Raw genomic sequence first — 19,215 nt, forward strand, 5'->3', positions numbered from 1 at the left:
CAGCTTCGAAGAAGATGATTTAACTAAGTTTAAATTCTATGACTTTTAATTGAATAGACTTGTACCCATTATACTCATTAATTTGAGGTGAAAAAATTAAATCTAGTTTCATTCCTCTTGGAGTATCAAGATAGGTCCTATATTCTTCTCCATAGGAGTCCTTTAACATTTCCATAAATTCCTCTACCCTATTGAAAAATATTCCATCAATTGTTTTATTCGTTCCTGGAATTAAAAATTTTATTTTTATCGTATTTGCACTTTTACCTAATATATCTATTTTTAAAACCGGTATGTTTTTTTCAGCTAGTAGTGGTGAAGAATTACCTTTTCCATAAGGTTCTAAAAGCTCTAATTCTTCAATTATCCCATAATTTATTTTATTAAGTGGCATTCTCTCATCTATTCTTACTTTAGGTATAATATCTTCATCTGTTAGCTTGCAAATAGAATTTAACTTTAGCCTTAATTTTTCTATATTTTCCTCTTTTATAGAAAGACCTGCCGCCATTGGGTGTCCTCCGAATTTTAAAAGTAGTTCTTCGCATTTTATTAATTCCTCAAATAAATTATATTCTTCAATAGATCTTGCTGAACCTTTAGGGCTTTCCTTTCCACTAGTTAATATTATCGTTGGCACATTGAAAGTTTCCCTAACACGCCCTGCTACAATTCCTGCGATACTCTCATGAATGGTATCTTTATAAATTACTAATACTTTGTCATTTTTGAAAGGGGAATGTTGCACAAGTTCTATCACCTGCTCCACATTTTCCGTTGTCATATCTTGTCTTTTTTTATTAAGTTCATATAGTGTTTTAGCTAGTTCCACTGCTCTAGTTTGTTCTTCACATATAAGAAGTTCAACTGAAATGGCCGCTGATTCTAGTCTCCCTGTAGCATTTATGCAGGGTCCTATTTGAAACCCAACATGATAAGATTTTATCTCTTTACCAGAAATGTTCAAAATCTCTTTTAAACATTTTAAACCAAGATTTTTTGTATTTGTTAACATTCCTAATGCATTTTTAGCAATTATTCTATTTTCGTCTATCAAATCTACCACATCACAAATAGTTCCTATTCCTGCTATTTCTATAAATTCTTTTACAGCTTCACTATTAATTCCAAGTTTTAAATATAGCGCTTGTACAAATTTAAGCGCAATACCTGCGCCACAGAGTTGTTTAAATGGATAATTACATTCCTTTTGTTTTGGATTAATAACTGCATCCGCTGGGGGGATATTAAAGGTTCTATGGCCTGTGCTATCTTCCTCAAAAGATAACTCATGATGATCAGTTATTATAACAGTCATTCCTAGTTCTTTTGCTAGTTTTACCTGCTGCATTGCAGCAATTCCATTATCGCAAGTTAAAATCACCTCAAACCCTTCTAGGCTGAGTTTTCTAATCCTATCACTATTTATGCCATAACCTTCAAGTTCTCTATCAGGAACATAGTATTCTACATTTGCACCACATTGTTTTAATGATTTGTACATTATAACAGTACTAGTAACACCATCCGCGTCATAATCTCCATATACTACTATTTTTTTCTTGTTTTCTATAGCGAGTTTTATTAGTTCTATGGCTTTTTCCATATCTTTCATTAAAAACGGATCATATAAATCCTCTAAACTAGCCCTCATAAATTTTTTTATATCTATTTCATTATTAAATCCCCTATTAATTAAAATTTTAGCTAAAACCTCACTTACACCAGATTTTTTTGCTAGTGTTTTAATATCTTTAGAGGTACTTCTTATTAACCACTTTTTCTCCATATTTATCTCCTAATTAATTATTATTTTATATTTACTGCTGAATTTTTCGGCATCAAAATTTGAATAGTAGGATTAACTAAAACACTATTTACTACTTTCATTATTTCTGCCTCTTTTATGTTTTCCATGGCTTTAAATTCAGAAAAAATTCCGAAGCCATCTCCATACATAATTTCATATACACATAAACTCATACTAGTTTGAATAGATTTCTCTAGGGCTAGCATCCTTCTTAATTTGTAACTTTTACACAGTTTTAAAAGGCAAGACCCATCAAAATAACCCTTTATTTTTTTTACTTCCTCAATTTGATTATTAATAATCTCTATGGTCTTATTTACATTTTCATAGGAAGTTCCAAGGGTAATTGTAAAGAGTTTTATTCCTGTCTCATTTTTAATTTTACTGCTTATATCATAGACAAGGCCTCTTTTAGTCCTAATTTCATCATATAGTATACTGCTTGTACCTTCTCCAAAAACTATGCTAAATAGCTTTAACGCACTAATTTCTCTATCATTTAAATCATGGATAGGGAAACAATATTGAATTTTAGCACCTTGCAAGTCATCTCTATACTCAAAGTAGGTACCTGGATTATTATTTTCATATATATACTCTTGCGCACCTTCTATGTGATGCTTAAGATTAAATAACTTATTATTAAAGTTACAAAGATACTTTTCCACTATGTCTGAAACACTTTTAAAACTCATGGAAGATATTATACTCACAACACAATTACCTGAGGTATAGTTTTTATGATAAAAGTTTTTTATTCTATCAATGGTGATGGAACGAATTGACTCTTCTGTGCCTATGATTAAATTCTTTATTCTTCGCTTATTAAATCCATTATACAGCATGGAATCTTCACAAAACTGGCTAGAATCATCTTTCCACTCTTTTAATTCGGCGCTGATTACATCTATTTCCTCTTTGAACCCTTCTACTGGAAAAGTTGGATTCAAGATTATATCTGAGTAAATTTCAAAACCCTTTTCAAAATCTTCATCTAAGGTGGTGCCATAATATACTGCATAGGGATAATTAGTCATTGCATTACAAAATCCAAAGGTTTCATCGCATAATTTATTAATCTGGTATTCCGTGCGGGAAGCTGTGCCCTTAAAAAGCATGTGCTCTACCACATGAGCCATGCCTAAATCATTATTTTCCTCACGATTTGCCCCGGCATTAAAACCTATGGTAAAAGAAGTTAAATTATTTTCTGCTTTTTTATATATTAATTTTACTCCATTTTCAAACGTTATTTTTTCCATTTAATCACCTTCATTTTTTTATTTTTGTTTTATTTTTATTTTTGTTTTATTTTTGTTTTTTTTGTTGTAAACTAATATGATGACAATATTCATTTTATGTAAATAGTTACCTTGTGTAAAAACTACTATTTTAAAATTAATTTAAAAGGAGGTAGGTTGGTTTTGAGTGCCTATGGCATTCCTCTCATGATTTAAATCACGAGTATCCAGTCACAAAAACATGAATAATAAACATAAAACACGATCCTTAACTCAATTTATTAAGTATTCCCTAGTTGGTGCTACTAATGTTATAATAGATCTTATCATATTGAATATTCTTTCCTATGCCACAGGCATTACTAGTGGTAAAATGCTATTTGTTTTTAATCTCATAGCCTTTTTCGTTTATTCAATCTGTAGTTATAATTTAAATAAAAAATTCACTTTTAAAGAAACTGCACCTAAAAAAGCTTATTTTCCATATGCCTCTGTATTATTTTTCAGTATGATTTTAAATAGTCTTATGTTAGTTTTGTTAACAAGTCACAACCCTTTAATTCATCATATGCATAGAGGAGCATCTATGGCGAAATTAAACCACCTTTGGTTTAACATATGCGTTTTAATAGATTCTACGACTATAGGCTTACTTGGTTTTTCGATTAATAAATTATTTGTTTTCAATAAAAAGAAAACACGCTAAAACAAGTTTTATTTAACTTTTTATTGCGTGTTTTTTTATTTTTGTTTATTATCATCTTTTACTTTTTATTTTTCTTCAGAAGCTAAATCATCTCCTGCGGAGCTACAATTAACGACTTCAGAAGGAGATTTAGACTCCCACTGAAGTTTTCTATTTGCTATAGCTTCTAACTCCCACTTACATAAGTAGGAGACCCTCCTTCTAAAATGTCGTTAAAGTAACATCCTCTACATAATCGTCTATAAGTGCATTGGTTAAATTTTTACCTCTACCTGCCCTATTCTGAACGTTTATATCCTGAAGTCTTATAGTTTTCTTTTCACCTTTAAAGCAGCTGACGGTTAAACATAAATCTTCCTCCAAAGTGAGGGCTATTTCACTTCCACCTTTGTCTTTTTTTGTTACTGAAGGTACCAAATCTACAAAGATAACTTCGTCATCTCTTAAGCTAATTCCTGTTACCCCTGATGCAACTTTCCCCATAAAATTAATATTACTCACATTAAATCTTATGCACATTGCCTTTTTTGTTACCATTAGTATATCTTTATCTTCAGTATCCTTGTTGATTTTTACAGAGGTCAATTTATCTTCTTCTGTTTTTAATTTATAAACCATGGAGGAGAAGAAATCTCCTTCTAATTCACAAAGCTTAGTTCGTTTTGTAAATCCCTTTTTAGTAAAGAAATATATACTTATTTCTTCATTGAAATTATCAATGGACGCAATGTCTACTATTTTATCGTAAGTATTGAAATTGTCCAGTAGAGTGTTAATAAATATACTCGACTTATCAACATTTTGAATCATATAACTAGGTAATTTATGAACTGCGCCCTTTTCCGTAAATATAAGCAATGTAGAAGATGATTTAGTATAGGTACTTAAATGCGTATTTGTTTTTCTACTAGATACTTTTATTGCACCTTTTATATTTATACTAAGATAGAATTCTTTATAATCATATTCCGGGGTAAATTCTATTTTCACCACTTCATCCTTGCTTGTGAGATTAAATAACTGAGTGCCTATTGTATTTCTATCAACATCCTGGAGAACCGGTTCTTCCACACAGAATTCTAATCCTTCCTTTGTTAATACCTTAAAGAAATTTTCTTGCCTTTCTTTATCTATTAACCTAACATGAAGAAGTTTTTCATTTTCTCTTAGCCTTAAAGCTGATAATTTAGTATAACTGGTAATAAATTTTTCCAAATCTGTTTTCTTTATATTCCCTTTATTAGTAAAGAACATAAGTTCCTTTTGAGCAGATAAGTTTTCGGCGGAAAGTATACCCACGATTTTCTCTTTTGCTAAATCTATACCTCGAAGTAGGGTATCAAGTCTTTCGCCTTTTTCCTTCCACTTATATTCCGGCACTAAATCGCCTCTTAGCTGATACATATTTCCAAGGTCCGTAAAGATCATTAAGGTATCTTTAGTATTTGTTCCAATTAAATATGTATTAAAATCTCCCTCTCTATACTCTATATCTTCTATATTAGTATTAGACCTATTATAGGATTTCATAGGCACTCTTTTTATATAACCATCATTAGATAGTGTTATCATAATATCCTCTATCACGATTAACTCTTCTACGTCTATTTTAGCTTCGTTATCATCTTCGATAATTTCCGAACGCCTAGGATCATTATATTTTTCTTTGATTTCTAAGATTTCTGCTTTTATTATTTTCAAAAGTTCCTTGTCATTTTCAAGAATTTTTTTATATCCCATAATTAGTGCTTCCAGCTTTTTATATTCCTTTAAGAATATTTTTATTTCAAGTCCCGTTAGCCTATATAGCATAAGTTCAAGTATTGCATCACTTTGAATTGTGGAAAAACCAAACCTACTAATAAGGTTTTCGCCGGCATCCTTTTTAGATTTTGAGCCTCTAATTATTACAATAATTTCATCCATTACTTCTACTGCCTTAATAAATCCTTCTACAATATGAAATCTATTTTCAGCAACTGCCAGTTCACTTTGAGTTCTTTTAGTGACAACATCCTTTTGATGATTTAAATAGTGCATTAATATGGTTTTAAGCCCCATAGTTTGAGGTTTTCCACCCGCTAGTGCTACCATATTAAAAGGTAAATTACATTGAAGTTCTGTTTTTTTCAATAAGTATTTAAGTACCTTAGTAGCAGTCTCCGCATCTGTGGACTTTTTAAATTCAATCACAGATCTTAGCCCACTTCTATCTGATTCATCTCTAATATCCACAATAGACTCAAGTGCTTTTGCATGTTTTTTGTCTGCTGTCATATCAGAAATAGATTGCAGTAATTTTGCCTTGTTTTTCCTATATGGAAACTCCGTAATAACTATGCCAAGTTTCCCATTTTCTAATGTTTCAATTTTCATTTTAGAACGTAGCGTTACTTTGCCTTCACCAGTTTCGTAGGCAGATTCCATAGCCTTCTTACCAATTAATATGCCTCCAGTTGGTAGATCTGGGCCTTTAATATACTGCATAAGCTGTTTTGTTGTAATTTCCACATTATCAGCATAAGCTAGTAATCCATCAATTACCTCTCCTAGATTATGAGGCGGTATGTTTGTTGCTATTCCGACCGCTATACCAAAGGTTCCATTTACAAGCAAATTAGGATATCTTGAGGGCAGTACGGATGGTTCCTTCTCTGTATCAGAATAATTATCTACCATTTCCACAACGCCTTTATCTATATCTCTTATCATTTCAAGAGCAATAGGTGAAAGTCTTGCTTCTGTATAACGCATAGCCGCTGCATTATCCCCATCTTGACTTCCCCAGTTTCCATGACCATCTATTAATGGTTTTCTTGTGGCGAAATCTTGAGCTAGTATTACCATAGCTCCATAAACAGAGCTATCCCCATGAGGATGGTATTTCCCAAGAATATCTCCAACTATTCTTGCTGACTTATAGTAAGGCTTATCTGGAAAGGCCTTTAGCATATATGCTCCATAAAGAATCCTTCTATGTACTGGTTTTAAACCATCTCGTACATCTGGCAAGGCTCTATCCCGGGCAACCTCCACAGCATATGGAAGGTAGTTATCTGGCATCGCTTCCTCTATAGGAGTCATTATTATATTATTATCTCTAGGTATTTCAATTTTTTTTGCCATTAAATAAATCCCCCTTTAAAACTCAGCATATTTGTACATATAATTTTTTCTAGGCGCAACAACATCACCCATTAGAAGTGAAACCATCTTCTCTGCCTTTGCTGCATCTTCTATGGTAACCTGCTGCAAAGTTCTAGTACTTGGATTTAGTGTCGTGTCCCAAAGTTGATCTGGATTCATTTCTCCAAGACCCTTATATCTTTGGATAAGAGCACCTTTTCCAATTTCTTTTTTAGTCTTAGTTAGTTCTTCATCACTATAAGCATACTTAGCCACTTCGCCATTTTTACCATTCTTATAAACCTTATAAAGTGGTGGCATCCCCATATAAAGGTGACCATTGGCGATGAGCGGCCTCATATATCTATAAATAAAAGTCATCCATAAGGTCCTAATGTGATATCCATCAACATCTGCATCGCTTAAAATAATTATTTTACCATATTTTAAATCTTTTTCCTTATAATTTTCTAAAACTCCTGTTCCAATGGCAGTGTTGAATATTTTAAGTTCTTCACTAGCTAGTACATTTTCCAACTTTTGCTTTTCGGTATTCATAATTTTACCCTTTGAAGGCATTATAGCTTGGAATCTTCTATCTCTGGCTTGTTTTGCACTTCCACCAGCTGAATCTCCCTCCACCACTATAAATTCTGTAAACTGCGAATCTTTTAATGTACATACTGCAATCTTCCCTGCAAGAGGAGCTGCACCCTTACCTACCTTTTTTCTCTCAGCGTCATTAATCTTTTTTATTTTATCCCGTCTTGATGCAGCAGAAATAGCATTATTTATTATATTAGTAGCCATTTCTTTATTGTCTTCTATCCACTCTAAAATTTTAGAAAAGCATAATTCATTCATCATGCTATAGGCCTCATTATTTCCTAATTTGCTTTTAGTCTGACCTTCAAAGATTGGGTTGCTTATTTTAATTCTAGCGATAGCCGTCATACCTTCTCTTAAATCGTCACCTTCAAATTCCTTATCCTTCTCTTTTAAAAGATTAAGCTTTTTAGCGCCTTCTTTAAAAGCTCTTGTCATACCTGTTTTAAATCCAGTTTCATGAGTTCCTGATTCTGTAGTTGGTATATTATTAACATAGCTAGCAATATATTCTGTTGTAGAATCAGTAAATTGTATACACACTTCGCCATATAATTGTATCCCATTTATCTCTTTTTCACCTTGGAAAAATATAGGTTCCTTATGCAAAACAGTTTTGCTCTCGTTTAGATAATCTATAAAATCTAGGAGTCCCCGCTCTGAGTGGTATTCTTTTGTAGGGTTCCCTTCTTTTCTATTATCTATAAATACTAAGGTAATTCCTTTATTTTGAAAGGCTAATTCTTGAAGCCGCTCATCAATAACGTCTGTTTTAAATTCCAAGGTAGTGAATACATCTTTATCCGGCATAAAAGTAATTTTACTACCCGTCTTTTTGGTTAAACCTACTTCAATAAGCTTTGTCACTGGTGTACCTGGCATAAGTCTTTTTAACTCCTTATCATAAGAATATTCAAATCTTTGAGTGAAGATCTTACCCTTTTGACTTATTTCAACTAAGAGCCACTCCGATAATGCATTTACTACGGCAGCTCCAACACCATGAAGTCCACCAGAAGTTTTATAGTTCTTATTATTAAACTTTCCACCAGTGTGAAGCTCAGTAAATACCATTTCCACACCAGATTTATTTTTTATAGGATGTATTCCTGTAGGAATCCCCCTACCATTATCAACAATAGTAACACTTTTATCTTTATTTAATATTATTTCAGCTCTATCACCATAACCATTAGCTATCTCATCTATAGCATTATCTAAAATTTCCCATATACAATGATGTAACCCTTTGCTCCCTGTAGAACCTATGTACATACCTGGTCTTATTCTTACAGGCTCTAGTTTTTCTAGAGAAGTTAAGTCGGTTACATCATAGGTTTGAATTTCTTCCTTATCAAAACTCATATAAATCCTCCAGTAAAATTTTATTATACATTTGTTATTTTATATCTTTACTCTCAAAAGGTAAAGGCCTTTAAATAAAAAAACAGAACATTAGTTTCTGTTTTTTGGTATTTTTATTCTCTTATGTAACTCTGAACCAATTTTCTATTTGCTGCGTGGCAGTTTTTATGTCCATTACTTTAATTTCTAATGCATAATCATATTTACCCGCTGAATGCATATACATAGGGTCATAATGTTTAATCATAAGTTCGCTTACCACGACCTCATATTCTGATTCTAAAACAGCCTTGCAGTACCTGTCAATGTTTTTTTCTCCAATATATTTTTCCAATCTTTTTAAACAATCAATTATTTCGCTATTACAGTTTTCAAACTTTGTATATTCATTAATAATAAGATTTGTTCTAAAATCAATATCCGCATCTACAAATATATGTATACCACTTTTCATCTTTTGAAATATAAAATCAGGGATTGTAGTGTTTCCTATACGTTTGCTTTCTGCTTCAATAAATACATATGAGCTTTTAGAATCTCGCAACATATGATATATTTTAGATTCAAAGGCCTTTTGACTAGTGGTTTTTCCAAGTCCTACTGTACCTAAAAGTGATCCTCTATGATTAGCAAACCCTTCAAGGTCTAAAACATCAAATCCATCACATTCTAACTGTTTAAGTATTTCAGTTTTACCAACACCAGTATTACCATGCAAAACCACATATTGAACACCATCATTAAGTTCAGGTAACTTTTCAATTACAAATTTTCTATATCCCTTATAGCCCTCGTGTATTCTCTCTGTATTTATGCCAAGAGAACTAAGCAGCATACCAAGCACACCACTTCTCATTCCTCCTCTAGCGCAAAATAACACAATTTTATTGTATTGTTTACTAAGTTCTTTTATTTCATCATAAATATGGAGTAATTTTTTAGATGCCACTTCTAGTCCAATTCTTTTTGCTTTGTCAACACTTTCCCTTGTATATATGGTACCAATAATTTTTCTTTCTTCATCATCAAATAAGGGTATATTAATTGCCCCTTTTATAGTCCCTTCCTCAAATTCACCTGGACTTCTTACGTCAACTAATACATAGTTCCCCTCAAGTTCTCCATATTCTATGGTTTCTAACATTAACTTTCCTCCTTGGCTTGTTTCAGTTAAGAAAATAACAACCGGCAGAACAAAACTCTCCTGCCGGTTAATATCGTAATTGCTGTAATCTTATTTTGTTATTTTATTAGTTGCTGGAAGTAATGCTGCAGCTAATCTTATAATATATTTTAGGCTTTCTCTATCTATGTTGCTTTCAAGATTCAATAAACTAATAGCATCCTTTGCCATATTAATAGCTTTTTCTTCTTTAAAGGTATTTTCACTGTTTTTATAGTTTGATTCTACGTGCTGAACTATGCTTGAAATAATTCTAATAATTCTTTTTGCATTTTCAGGTGTAGACTCACTAGCAGATAATCCACCAAATATTACATAAGCAAGACCAAAATAGTCTTCCCTAAGATTTATATCCTTATCCTTTAACAAGTAAACTAAATAGCCAAGGCCTAATACTAAAAGCAGTATTAAAACATATTGAATAACTATCTCTACCATCCAGTCATCCCTCCTTTATTTGAATTTATACTACTTTATATGCCATTCAAATGCGAAAGGGTACATTTTTCAACTAAATATAAAAATAATTATGCTATATCATTAAATTTTTACTATATCTACGATAGTTTCTATGTGTGGCGTATGTGGAAACATATCCATAAGTATTACTTTTTGAACTTTGTATCCATTATCCATCATTTCCTTCAAATCAACTACTAGACTTTTAGGATTACAAGATACATAAACTATATGTGGCGCATCGAATTTTATAACATAATCTAGGGCTACAGGATGCACTCCAGCTCTTGGAGGATCTAAAATAATGCAATCTGGTTTATATTTTACTTCTTTAATAACCTTTGCTACATCACCTGCTATAAATTCACAATTATCTAATTTGTTAATTTTAGCATTTTCATTTGCAGCATCAACCGCTTCTTCTATTAATTCAATTCCCAAAACTTTTTTCGCTTTAGCTGCAACAATTTGTCCAATAGTTCCCGTTCCACAATATAAATCAAATACTACTTTTGATTCAGCGCAACCTAAGAAATCCCTAACTAAACCATAAAGTTTTTCTGCACCTTTTGTATTAGTTTGAAAAAAAGAAAAAGCATTTATTTTGAATTTAAGATCTAATATTTCTTCCATAATATAATCTCTTCCGTATAATACTTCTATTTTATCAGGGTGAACTGTATCTGCCAGGCCATCATTAAATGTATGTATTATTCCTGTGATGTTTCCAACACATTTTAACCCCTTAAGCATATTAGTTATTTCACTAAAATCAAAATCTATCTGAGTTGTAGTTACAATATTAACTAATACTTCACCAGTACTTGTGGCTTTTCGAATAACTAAGTTTCTTAAATATCCTGCATGCTCCATTACTTTATAGTGTGGTAATTTTAATTCTTTAAAATAGTTTAATACTAATTTCAAAATTTCTCTAAAATCAACATCTACAATTCTACAATCATCCACAGTAACTATGCTAAAACTTCTTCCTTTAAGATGCATGCCTAGAGTTAACTCACCATCTTTTTGAAAGTCTCCAAAAGTAAATTCCATTTTATTTCTATATTCGAATTGATCTGGACTCTCCTCTATTCCTAAAAACTCAAAATCTTTAATTTCTGCAGCCTCAAACAACCTTAATACCTGTTGCTTTTTAAATTCTAATTGTTTTTCATAAGAAAGAAATTGATGGCTACAGCCCCCGCATAAATCCGTAATAGTACATTGCGGCTGAATTTTATAGTCTACATCCTCAATGACACTTACAAGTTTAGCTTGAAATCCATCTGGTTTCTTCTTTAACACTCTGCCAATTACCTTTTGACCTGGCAGTGTATTTTTAATAGAAACTTTTTCTCCTTCATGAAATGCTATTCCCTGTGCTGGAAATTCCATATCTTCTATATAAAATTCGTATTCTTTTCTTTTTTGCATAGTTTTCTCTATCCCCTATCCTTTTGTAATAATTAGTCCGGATATTTTCTTACCAATGGTACTAGATTTTTTACCACTTTCCATAATACTCATATATAGAACCATAACCACCATGAAAATTATAAATCCCATTTGGAACTTTTGAGTTATAGAATATCCTGCTAATTTCAAAATCGCATCTGCCACAAATACTCCTACTGCCGATATTCCTCCTATAACTACCAAATCTATTAGGCTAGCTTTAAGCGTATCTATAAAATTAGGTTTTATAGATTTGTACTCGTTAGAATTTTGGTTACTAACATCCGTACCCATTAATTCTTCGTTTTTTCCTAAAGATTTATTATTTATATCATCTGATTCCTCAATAACACTTTTGTTTACGTCCTTTTGTTCTAACATTGTAAATCCTCCTTCTTATTATACTATTATTTTTCAAAACCTTATTTTATTAATCCGAGACGAGAGAAAAACATATAATTTTTACTCCCATCTATATATAATACGTATTTATGAAGTATAAATCAAGAGGCTATTATGTATCCTTTGAAAATTCTCAGGATGTTTTTGTGTGATAGCCTAACTTACAGTGAATGGATATATGTCTTTAATTTATATTAATAATCATTTATAATGATAGGGAAACCGTATATTTGCTTTTGTCTTAATGAAAATTAGGTAGGTGTTGTATGATTACTAAAATTATTCTTCTATGTATGGCTGGGTTTTTAGCCTCTTTTGTAGATTCCATCGCTGGAGGTGGAGGCCTCATAAGTGTACCCGCCTTTATGCTTGCAGGACTCCCTCCTCATATGGTTCTTGGTACAAACAAATTTAGTGCCACTGCTGGTTCTTTTACTAGTTCTCTTGGATTTATAAAATCAGGCAAGGCAAATTTCAAACTCTTAAAATACCTTATTCCCTTTACTTTCATAGGTTCAATGCTAGGTGTTAAAGCAGTACTAAATATAGACCAAAAGTTTTTAAATACACTAGTATTAATTCTTATCATGTTTATTGGAATTTATACTCTTTTTTCCAAATCTTTAGGACTCCAAGATAAATTTAAGGGACTTACTAAAAAAAATGTACTAGGTGGCGTTATCCTTGCCCTTTCTCTAGGTTTTTATGATGGATTTTTCGGTCCTGGCACTGGTTCTTTTTTAGTTTTTGGATTTATAAATATCTTCGGGTTCAACTTTGTATCATCTTCTGCTAACGCTCGAATTTTAAACTTTGTCAGCAATGTTACAGCTCTAATTTTATTTGCAATTAGTGGCCAGATAAATTATATGCTGGGATTACCAGTAGCAGTATTTATGATTTTAGGAGCTAAAATGGGTACAAGAGTTGCCTTAAATAAGGGTTCAAAACTTATAAAACCTATATTTGTAACCATGTCCCTTGCAGTTGCCTTGAAAATGCTTATAAAGATACTTCAATAATTACATAATAATTTTTAAAAAAAAGTAGATGGTTAAAAGAAACCAACTACTTTTTAATAGTTTTTTAATTTTTCGCCTTAACTTCACTAGGAAATATAGGTTTCTTTATATTAGAACTCACCATTGCAAAAATTTTATCAATGTAATTGTATGCTATAAATTCACCATTCCCTATCATTTGTTTAATTTGCTTCTCACTAGCCCATTTTGCGTCTGCAACTTCATCGTATTGAAGTTTTATATCTTTCATATTAACATTTTGCCTAACAAGCCAAATATCCTCAAAGCCACTAGAAAATTTAATGGTGAACAAAATTTCACCTCTTCTCATATCCAAATCAACGCCTAGCTCTTCCTTTGTTTCCCTTATAGCTGCATCTTTACTACTATCTCCAACTATTGCAGAACCAGCAGCAGAACCATCCCACATATTAGGCCAACCCTCTTTCCAGGGTTGCCTCTTTTGAATTAAAAATTCTCCTCTATCATTAACAATCCAAACATGAACCACCAAATGATAATCACCTTTCTTCACAGGAATACCTCTCTCGTGTGTCCGTCCGGTTTTTTCTCTATTCTCATCATAAATATCCCATAATTCCATAAAAATCCACTCCTAACAAAAAAGCAGATGATTTAATTCATCTACTTTCTTTTTTATTATTAACTTTTCCTTGGTTATAATATTCAGCCACAACTTTAAATCCTTGTTTTTCTAATTCCCGCAATACAAATTTCTGAATAATATCTGAATGAATATTTTCCTTTTGATAATTTTTTAAACCTTTTTCAATGCTCTTTGCCACATTCTCAATATCTGATTCATTAAGCGGTTGCATAGCATCACAAGAAGCCCTATGTATGCTGGTCTTTATTTTAATTAAATCGAATTCTTGAAGTTTACCATCCCGTTTGATAACTTTCAACCTTATCATCTCCTACGCATAAATGAAACCATTATTATATTATTACTATTAATAATATAATATATTATCGCAATATTCAACCTTTTTTTCAATATTTTTAAGGACGATTCTCAATATCATTTTGAGAACCGTCCCTAATCACACTTTTTAGAAACATTAAAGGATATGAAATTTCTCTGGAGTTACTTGCAAAAGAACTCTAAACTGGAAATTAGATTAAAAGTTTTTTCTTAGTTTATGTAATGAAAAATTTACGTAAGCAGCCCAGGACGGGCTGCTAGCACTTTTGAGACAGGACGTCGAATAAGTGCGCTAGGAAATTTTTCATGGAATAAGCTTAGAGTCTGTTAACGAACGATCTACTATCAGAACATTCTACATGCCGAGCCTTCAATTGGATGCCTAAAACTATTTTCCAATGTCACTTCTGTAGTACATTCCATCAAACTGAACTTTTTTCATATCAGCATAAGCTATATCCCTTGCCTTATCTAATGTTTCACCAATACCTGTTATTCCTAAAACTCTTCCACCAGAAGTCTTAAGAACCCCATCTTCCTCTTTAGCCCCAGCTACAAATAACTTACCTTCTAATTTATTATTCTCATTTATTTCAATTCCTGTATCATAGCTACCTGGGTATCCTTTTGATGCCGCAATCACGCAGCAAGAATATCCTTTATTCCATTGTAGCTCAAAGTTCTGGAGGTCTCCCTCTATAGCGCAAGTCACAAGCTCAACAAAATCACTTTTCATAAGTGGTAAAACCGCCTGAGTCTCAGGGTCTCCAAATCTAACATTATACTCAAGCAAATATACCCCTTTACTAGTTATCATTATACCAAAAAATATTATCCCCTTATAATCCATAGCTTCTTGTTGAATTCCCACAAGGGTAGGTCTCAATATATGTTTTTCAAACTCATCTAATACTTCTTTGCTACAATAGGGATTGGGTGCTATAACTCCCATACCACCTGTATTAGGTCCCATGTCTCCGTCAAATATTTGCTTGTGATCCTTTGAGGATATAAATGGAAGTATTACTTTCCCATCTGTTATAGAAAGAATAGATGCCTCTACCCCTTCTAAAAACTCTTCAATTATAATTTTCTTACCGCTACCTTTAAATATATCCAGTATCATAAAATCATTTATGATATTTTTAGCTGCAATAAGATCATTACAAATAACTACGCCTTTTCCTGCTGCCAGACCATCTGCTTTAATTACTATTGGATATTCGCATTTTTTTAAATACTCTAAAGCTTTATTTTCATTTTCAAAGACTTCATAGGCAGCTGTTTTTATAGCATATTTCTTCATAAATTCTTTTGAATAAGATTTGCTTCCCTCAAGTCTGGCCGCCTTTTGACTAGGTCCCAATATTTTAAGTCCATTTTCATTGAACTTATCCACTATACCTTGTACCAAGAGTTCCTCTGATCCAACTATGGTAATATCTATTCTGTTTTCCAAAGCAAAAGATAAAAGTTCATCTATCTTTGTAATATTAATATTCTCACACTTATTTTCTCTCTGCGAGCCACCATTACCAGGAGCACAATACACCTTTTTAACAGAGGTATTTTCTGCAACTTTTGATACTAGTGCATGTTCTCTTCCCCCAGAACCAATTATTAACACCTTCATAATTTCATCTCCTATTATCTTAATAAATCTCATGATGGAATAACTTGGTTATCCTATCATGAGATTAATACTTTAGAGCTTATTCATCTACTTATGTAGATGCTTAATGTTTAAAATGGCGAGTACCCGTAAACACCATTGAAATTCCATTTTTATCGCACATATCTATGGACTGCGCATCTTTAATAGAGCCACCCGGTTGAATAATGGATGTTATTTTATATTTTGCAGCTAGCTCTACCACGTCTCCAAAGGGGAAATATGCATCTGACGCCATTATATTACCATCAACTGATCTTTCTAAGGCTTGCTCAGCTGCCCATATTCTATTTACCTGGCCTGCTCCAATTCCTTTAGTCACACCATCTTTGACTACTACAATAGCATTTGATTTAACATATTTAACTACTTTCATTGCAAATATTAAATCTTTCATTTCTTCTTCTGATGGCTTATTCTCTGTAACTACTTTAATATCCTGGATTAATTTTTGGTCTGAACTTTGTACAAGTATTCCACCATCAACCTTAACCATCTGCATTTTATCAATTGCTTTATTTGAACATATTATAATTCTTAAATTCTTCTTAGCTTTTAATATATTTAAGGCTTCCTCGTCAAACTCAGGTGCAATAACCACCTCTAAAAATATTTTTACAAGTTCCTGTGCTGTTTCACTGTCTACCTTTTTATTAAAAGCAACAATACCACCAAATATAGACATAGGGTCACAAGCGTAAGCATTTTTATATGTTTGGAGTACGCTACTTCCTATGGCAACTCCACAAGGTGTGTTGTGCTTTAAGCCGCAACAAGCAGTTTCCTCAAATTCACATACTACCTTCCATGCAATGTCCATGTCTTTTATATTATTATAAGATAATTCTTTGCCATTTAACTGCTTAAAATCCTTCATAGCTCCATTTTCTGTTGTGCTAACATAATAAGCTGCACTTTGATGTGGATTTTCACCATATCTTAAATCCATTTGTTTTTTATAAGAAACAGAAAGATACTGGGAGTATGTTTCCTCTCCAAGTAAGAAATTACTTATAGCCGCATCGTAAGCTGATATTAAATTAAATACTTTGCCTGCTAGGTATTTTCTAGTTTCAAAATCTACTTCTTCTTTAGCCTGCATTTTATTTATAATATTTTCATAATCACTAGTATCACTAAGTACAATAACATCCTTGAAGTTTTTAGCAGCAGCTCTTAGCATTGTTGGTCCACCAATATCGATAAATTCAACTTTCTCCTCAAAACTTATGTTTTCTGTTACTTTATCAAAGAAAGGATAAAGATTAACTACTACCATATCAATAGGTTTTATTCCCTTGGATTTTATAGTTGCCATATGCTCTTTATTATCTCTTATGGCTAAAATCCCACTATGAATAGTTGGATGAAGTGTCTTAACCCTTCCATCTAAAATCTCCTCAAAGCCTGTTATATCAGAAATTTCTACTACTTTTATACCATTGTCCTTTAAATATTTAAAAGTTCCACCTGTGGATATAATTTCTACCCCATTATTTATGAGGGTTGTTGCAAGGTTTAAAATATTTTCTTTATCAAATACACTTATAAGTGCTGTTTTAATCATCCTTATTCCACCTCTCGAGTAAGGCACATTTATTTTTCTATGCCTTCTTCACATTTAAATACCTATTACTTTTCTTCCAACAATTTTTATAGTTTTCTCACTTATATATTTAATAGCTTCTGAAAGCGCAATATGTTCTTGCTCTAAAACCCTTTTCTGCAAATCAATAGCTGTATCTTTATCATAAACTTGTACGACTTTTTGAATTATAATTGGTCCTGAGTCTGTACCTGCATCTACGAAATGAACGCTGCATCCTGAAACTTTAACACCATATTCTATTGCTTTTTCATGAACTTTTATTCCATACATTCCAGGTCCACAAAAACATGGGATTAGGGCCGGATGAATATTAATTATTTTATTTTTAAATTTTTCAAGAACGTCCCCTTGAAGTATAGATAAAAATCCAGCCAGCACTATTAAATCTACCTTATCATCTAAAATTTTTAATATTTCATCCGAAAGCTTTGTACCATATTCTTTTTTATCTACTACATAGGTTTTTATATTTTTAGCTTTTGCTCTTTCTATGCCATATACATCTTTCTTATCACTAATCACCGCTTCTATGGAGCAATTTAAATATCCACTTTCTATATTATCAATTATAGCTTGAAGATTGCTTCCGCTGCCTGATAATAATAGGGCTATTTTAAGCAAACTCCGCCACCTCCAGCTTCAACGTGGCCAATTTTATATGCTCTATCTCCTAAATCCTCAATGGTCTTTATAACCTTAAGTGCATCACTATTTTCAACACATAATACATAACCTATTCCCATATTATATGTATTAAACATATGCTGCTCCGTTACCCCAAGGGAAATAAGATGTTTGAAGATATCTGGAGTGTTAAAACTATTTTTATCTACCACTGCTGTGAACTTATCGCTAAACATTCTTGGTATATTTTCATAAAAACCACCACCAGTTATATGTGCCATACCCTTTATATCAAATTTTTCTATAAGATTTAATACAGTTTTCACATAAATTTTTGTTGGAGTCAAAAGAGTATTACCAATCTTATCTCCCTTAAAATCAATATTTAAATCCGGTATTAATTTTCTAACCAAGGAGTATCCATTGCTATGAAGTCCCGAAGACTCAATTCCTATAAGTGAATAACCATCTTTAATAGCAGAACCGTCAATAATCTTATGCTTATCCACTATACCTACAGTAAATCCTGCCATATCATATTCGCCATCTCTATAGAACCCTGGCATTTCAGCAGTTTCACCGCCTATAAGTGCGCATCCAGCTTGAATACATCCAAGGGATACACCCCGTACAAGCTCTGCTGCTGTTTCAGCCTGGAGTTTTCCACAAGCTATATAGTCTAAAAAGAAAAGTGGCTTTGCACCATGGCAAAGGACATCATTTACACACATAGCAACGCAATCAATTCCTACAGTGCCATAGTTTTTCATTCTAAATGCAATATCAAGTTTAGTACCTACTCCATCAGTTCCAGACACTAAAATAGGATTTTTATAGCCCTCACCTATTTCAAACATACCAGCAAAACTTCCTAAATGATTTAAAACACCTTTTGTAAAAGTACTTGCCGCAAATTCTTTTATTAATTTTACTGACTTGTATCCTTCTTCAATATTAACACCTGCATCTTTATAAGTTATCATGAA

Annotated in this window: 16 protein-coding genes; 2 read left to right on the forward strand and 14 right to left on the reverse strand. The window is 32.2% G+C overall.

The genetic code is table 11. The features are described from left to right. Nucleotides 1-19: 19 nt before the first annotated feature. Both recJ and Ctaglu_RS03445 read right to left on the reverse strand, forming a co-directional pair. Entirely contained in the window at nt 20-1,789 is a 1,770-nt protein-coding gene (gene recJ, locus Ctaglu_RS03440) for a single-stranded-DNA-specific exonuclease RecJ (protein ID WP_124998102.1), read from the reverse strand. A gap of 20 nt (nt 1,790-1,809) precedes the next feature. Beyond that, nucleotides 1,810-3,072, reverse strand: a complete 1,263-nt coding sequence (locus Ctaglu_RS03445; RefSeq protein ID WP_124998104.1) for a M16 family metallopeptidase — start codon at nt 3,070-3,072, stop codon at nt 1,810-1,812. A 220-nt stretch (nt 3,073-3,292) separates the two neighbouring features. Between Ctaglu_RS03445 and Ctaglu_RS26445 the strand changes: the two genes are divergently transcribed. Then, nucleotides 3,293-3,757: a GtrA family protein gene (locus Ctaglu_RS26445; RefSeq protein ID WP_124998106.1), complete on the forward strand. Its 465-nt coding sequence runs from the start codon at nt 3,293-3,295 to the stop codon at nt 3,755-3,757. 201 nt (nt 3,758-3,958) lie between these two features. On the opposite strand, the gene Ctaglu_RS03455 is transcribed toward Ctaglu_RS26445, so the two are convergent. From Ctaglu_RS03455 to Ctaglu_RS03480, 6 genes are all read right to left on the reverse strand, one after another. Continuing rightward, nucleotides 3,959-6,883 carry a DNA topoisomerase IV subunit A gene (locus tag Ctaglu_RS03455; RefSeq protein ID WP_124998108.1) on the reverse strand — a complete coding sequence of 975 codons (2,925 nt, stop codon included), beginning with the start codon at nt 6,881-6,883 and terminating at the stop codon, nt 3,959-3,961. Between the two features lie 15 nt (nt 6,884-6,898). After that, a complete protein-coding gene (locus Ctaglu_RS03460) occupies nt 6,899-8,854 on the reverse strand; it encodes a DNA gyrase/topoisomerase IV subunit B (RefSeq protein WP_124998110.1) in 1,956 nt (651 codons plus the stop codon). Nucleotides 8,855-8,975: 121 nt separating this feature from the next. Further along, a complete protein-coding gene (gene mnmH / locus Ctaglu_RS03465) occupies nt 8,976-9,998 on the reverse strand; it encodes a tRNA 2-selenouridine(34) synthase MnmH (protein WP_124998112.1) in 1,023 nt (340 codons plus the stop codon). Between the two features lie 90 nt (nt 9,999-10,088). Beyond that, complete coding sequence (locus Ctaglu_RS03470; RefSeq protein WP_124998114.1) at nt 10,089-10,475, reverse strand: hypothetical protein; 387 nt, start codon at nt 10,473-10,475, stop codon at nt 10,089-10,091. A 102-nt stretch (nt 10,476-10,577) separates the two neighbouring features. After that, the gene (gene rlmD / locus Ctaglu_RS03475) at nt 10,578-11,933 is read right to left on the reverse strand and encodes a 23S rRNA (uracil(1939)-C(5))-methyltransferase RlmD (RefSeq protein WP_124998116.1); all 1,356 of its coding nucleotides are present in this window, start codon (nt 11,931-11,933) and stop codon (nt 10,578-10,580) included. A 15-nt stretch (nt 11,934-11,948) separates the two neighbouring features. Then, complete coding sequence (locus tag Ctaglu_RS03480) at nt 11,949-12,335, reverse strand: RDD family protein (RefSeq protein ID WP_124998118.1); 387 nt, start codon at nt 12,333-12,335, stop codon at nt 11,949-11,951. 287 nt (nt 12,336-12,622) lie between these two features. On the opposite strand from Ctaglu_RS03480, the gene Ctaglu_RS03485 reads away from it, so the two are divergent. Continuing rightward, nucleotides 12,623-13,378: a TSUP family transporter gene (locus Ctaglu_RS03485; RefSeq protein ID WP_124998120.1), complete on the forward strand. Its 756-nt coding sequence runs from the start codon at nt 12,623-12,625 to the stop codon at nt 13,376-13,378. Nucleotides 13,379-13,442: 64 nt separating this feature from the next. Here the strand turns inward: Ctaglu_RS03485 and Ctaglu_RS03490 are convergent, their stop codons facing one another. From Ctaglu_RS03490 to purM, 6 genes are all read right to left on the reverse strand, one after another. After that, nucleotides 13,443-13,982, reverse strand: coding sequence for an NUDIX hydrolase (locus tag Ctaglu_RS03490; protein ID WP_124998122.1), 540 nt, complete (start codon nt 13,980-13,982; stop codon nt 13,443-13,445). Between the two features lie 37 nt (nt 13,983-14,019). Beyond that, nucleotides 14,020-14,304 (reverse strand): ATP cone domain-containing protein, encoded by a 285-nt coding sequence (locus Ctaglu_RS03495; RefSeq protein WP_124998124.1) that lies wholly within the window; start codon nt 14,302-14,304, stop codon nt 14,020-14,022. Nucleotides 14,305-14,712: 408 nt separating this feature from the next. After that, the gene (gene purD / locus Ctaglu_RS03500) at nt 14,713-15,957 is read right to left on the reverse strand and encodes a phosphoribosylamine--glycine ligase (RefSeq protein WP_124998126.1); all 1,245 of its coding nucleotides are present in this window, start codon (nt 15,955-15,957) and stop codon (nt 14,713-14,715) included. A 103-nt stretch (nt 15,958-16,060) separates the two neighbouring features. Further along, nucleotides 16,061-17,563, reverse strand: coding sequence for a bifunctional phosphoribosylaminoimidazolecarboxamide formyltransferase/IMP cyclohydrolase (gene purH / locus Ctaglu_RS03505; protein WP_124998128.1), 1,503 nt, complete (start codon nt 17,561-17,563; stop codon nt 16,061-16,063). Between the two features lie 54 nt (nt 17,564-17,617). Further along, nucleotides 17,618-18,226 (reverse strand): phosphoribosylglycinamide formyltransferase, encoded by a 609-nt coding sequence (gene purN, locus Ctaglu_RS03510; RefSeq protein ID WP_124998131.1) that lies wholly within the window; start codon nt 18,224-18,226, stop codon nt 17,618-17,620. After that, nucleotides 18,214-19,212, reverse strand: a complete 999-nt coding sequence (gene purM / locus Ctaglu_RS03515; protein ID WP_124998133.1) for a phosphoribosylformylglycinamidine cyclo-ligase — start codon at nt 19,210-19,212, stop codon at nt 18,214-18,216. The genes purN and purM overlap by 13 nt, the downstream gene beginning before the upstream one ends. Nucleotides 19,213-19,215 lie beyond the last annotated feature (3 nt).

The sequence above is a fragment of the Clostridium tagluense genome (assembly GCF_003865095.1).
Lineage (GTDB): Bacteria > Bacillota > Clostridia > Clostridiales > Clostridiaceae > Clostridium_AD > Clostridium_AD tagluense.

Bases quoted from the DNA above. Each gene is read 5' to 3' on its own strand.
- recJ (WP_124998102.1), bottom strand. From the start codon at position 1,789: ATGGAGAAAAAGTGGTTAATAAGAAGTACCTCTAAAGATATTAAAACA.
- rlmD (WP_124998116.1), bottom strand. From the start codon at position 11,933: ATGCAAAAAAGAAAAGAATACGAATTTTATATAGAAGATATGGAATTT.
- Ctaglu_RS03480 (WP_124998118.1), bottom strand. From the start codon at position 12,335: ATGTTAGAACAAAAGGACGTAAACAAAAGTGTTATTGAGGAATCAGAT.
- Ctaglu_RS03485 (WP_124998120.1), top strand. From the start codon at position 12,623: ATGATTACTAAAATTATTCTTCTATGTATGGCTGGGTTTTTAGCCTCT.
- mnmH (WP_124998112.1), bottom strand. From the start codon at position 9,998: ATGTTAGAAACCATAGAATATGGAGAACTTGAGGGGAACTATGTATTA.
- Ctaglu_RS03470 (WP_124998114.1), bottom strand. From the start codon at position 10,475: ATGGTAGAGATAGTTATTCAATATGTTTTAATACTGCTTTTAGTATTA.
- Ctaglu_RS03490 (WP_124998122.1), bottom strand. From the start codon at position 13,982: ATGGAATTATGGGATATTTATGATGAGAATAGAGAAAAAACCGGACGG.
- purH (WP_124998128.1), bottom strand. From the start codon at position 17,563: ATGATTAAAACAGCACTTATAAGTGTATTTGATAAAGAAAATATTTTA.
- purD (WP_124998126.1), bottom strand. From the start codon at position 15,957: ATGAAGGTGTTAATAATTGGTTCTGGGGGAAGAGAACATGCACTAGTA.
- Ctaglu_RS03455 (WP_124998108.1), bottom strand. From the start codon at position 6,883: ATGGCAAAAAAAATTGAAATACCTAGAGATAATAATATAATAATGACT.
- Ctaglu_RS03445 (WP_124998104.1), bottom strand. From the start codon at position 3,072: ATGGAAAAAATAACGTTTGAAAATGGAGTAAAATTAATATATAAAAAA.
- purM (WP_124998133.1), bottom strand. From the start codon at position 19,212: ATGATAACTTATAAAGATGCAGGTGTTAATATTGAAGAAGGATACAAG.
- Ctaglu_RS03460 (WP_124998110.1), bottom strand. From the start codon at position 8,854: ATGAGTTTTGATAAGGAAGAAATTCAAACCTATGATGTAACCGACTTA.
- Ctaglu_RS26445 (WP_124998106.1), top strand. From the start codon at position 3,293: ATGAATAATAAACATAAAACACGATCCTTAACTCAATTTATTAAGTAT.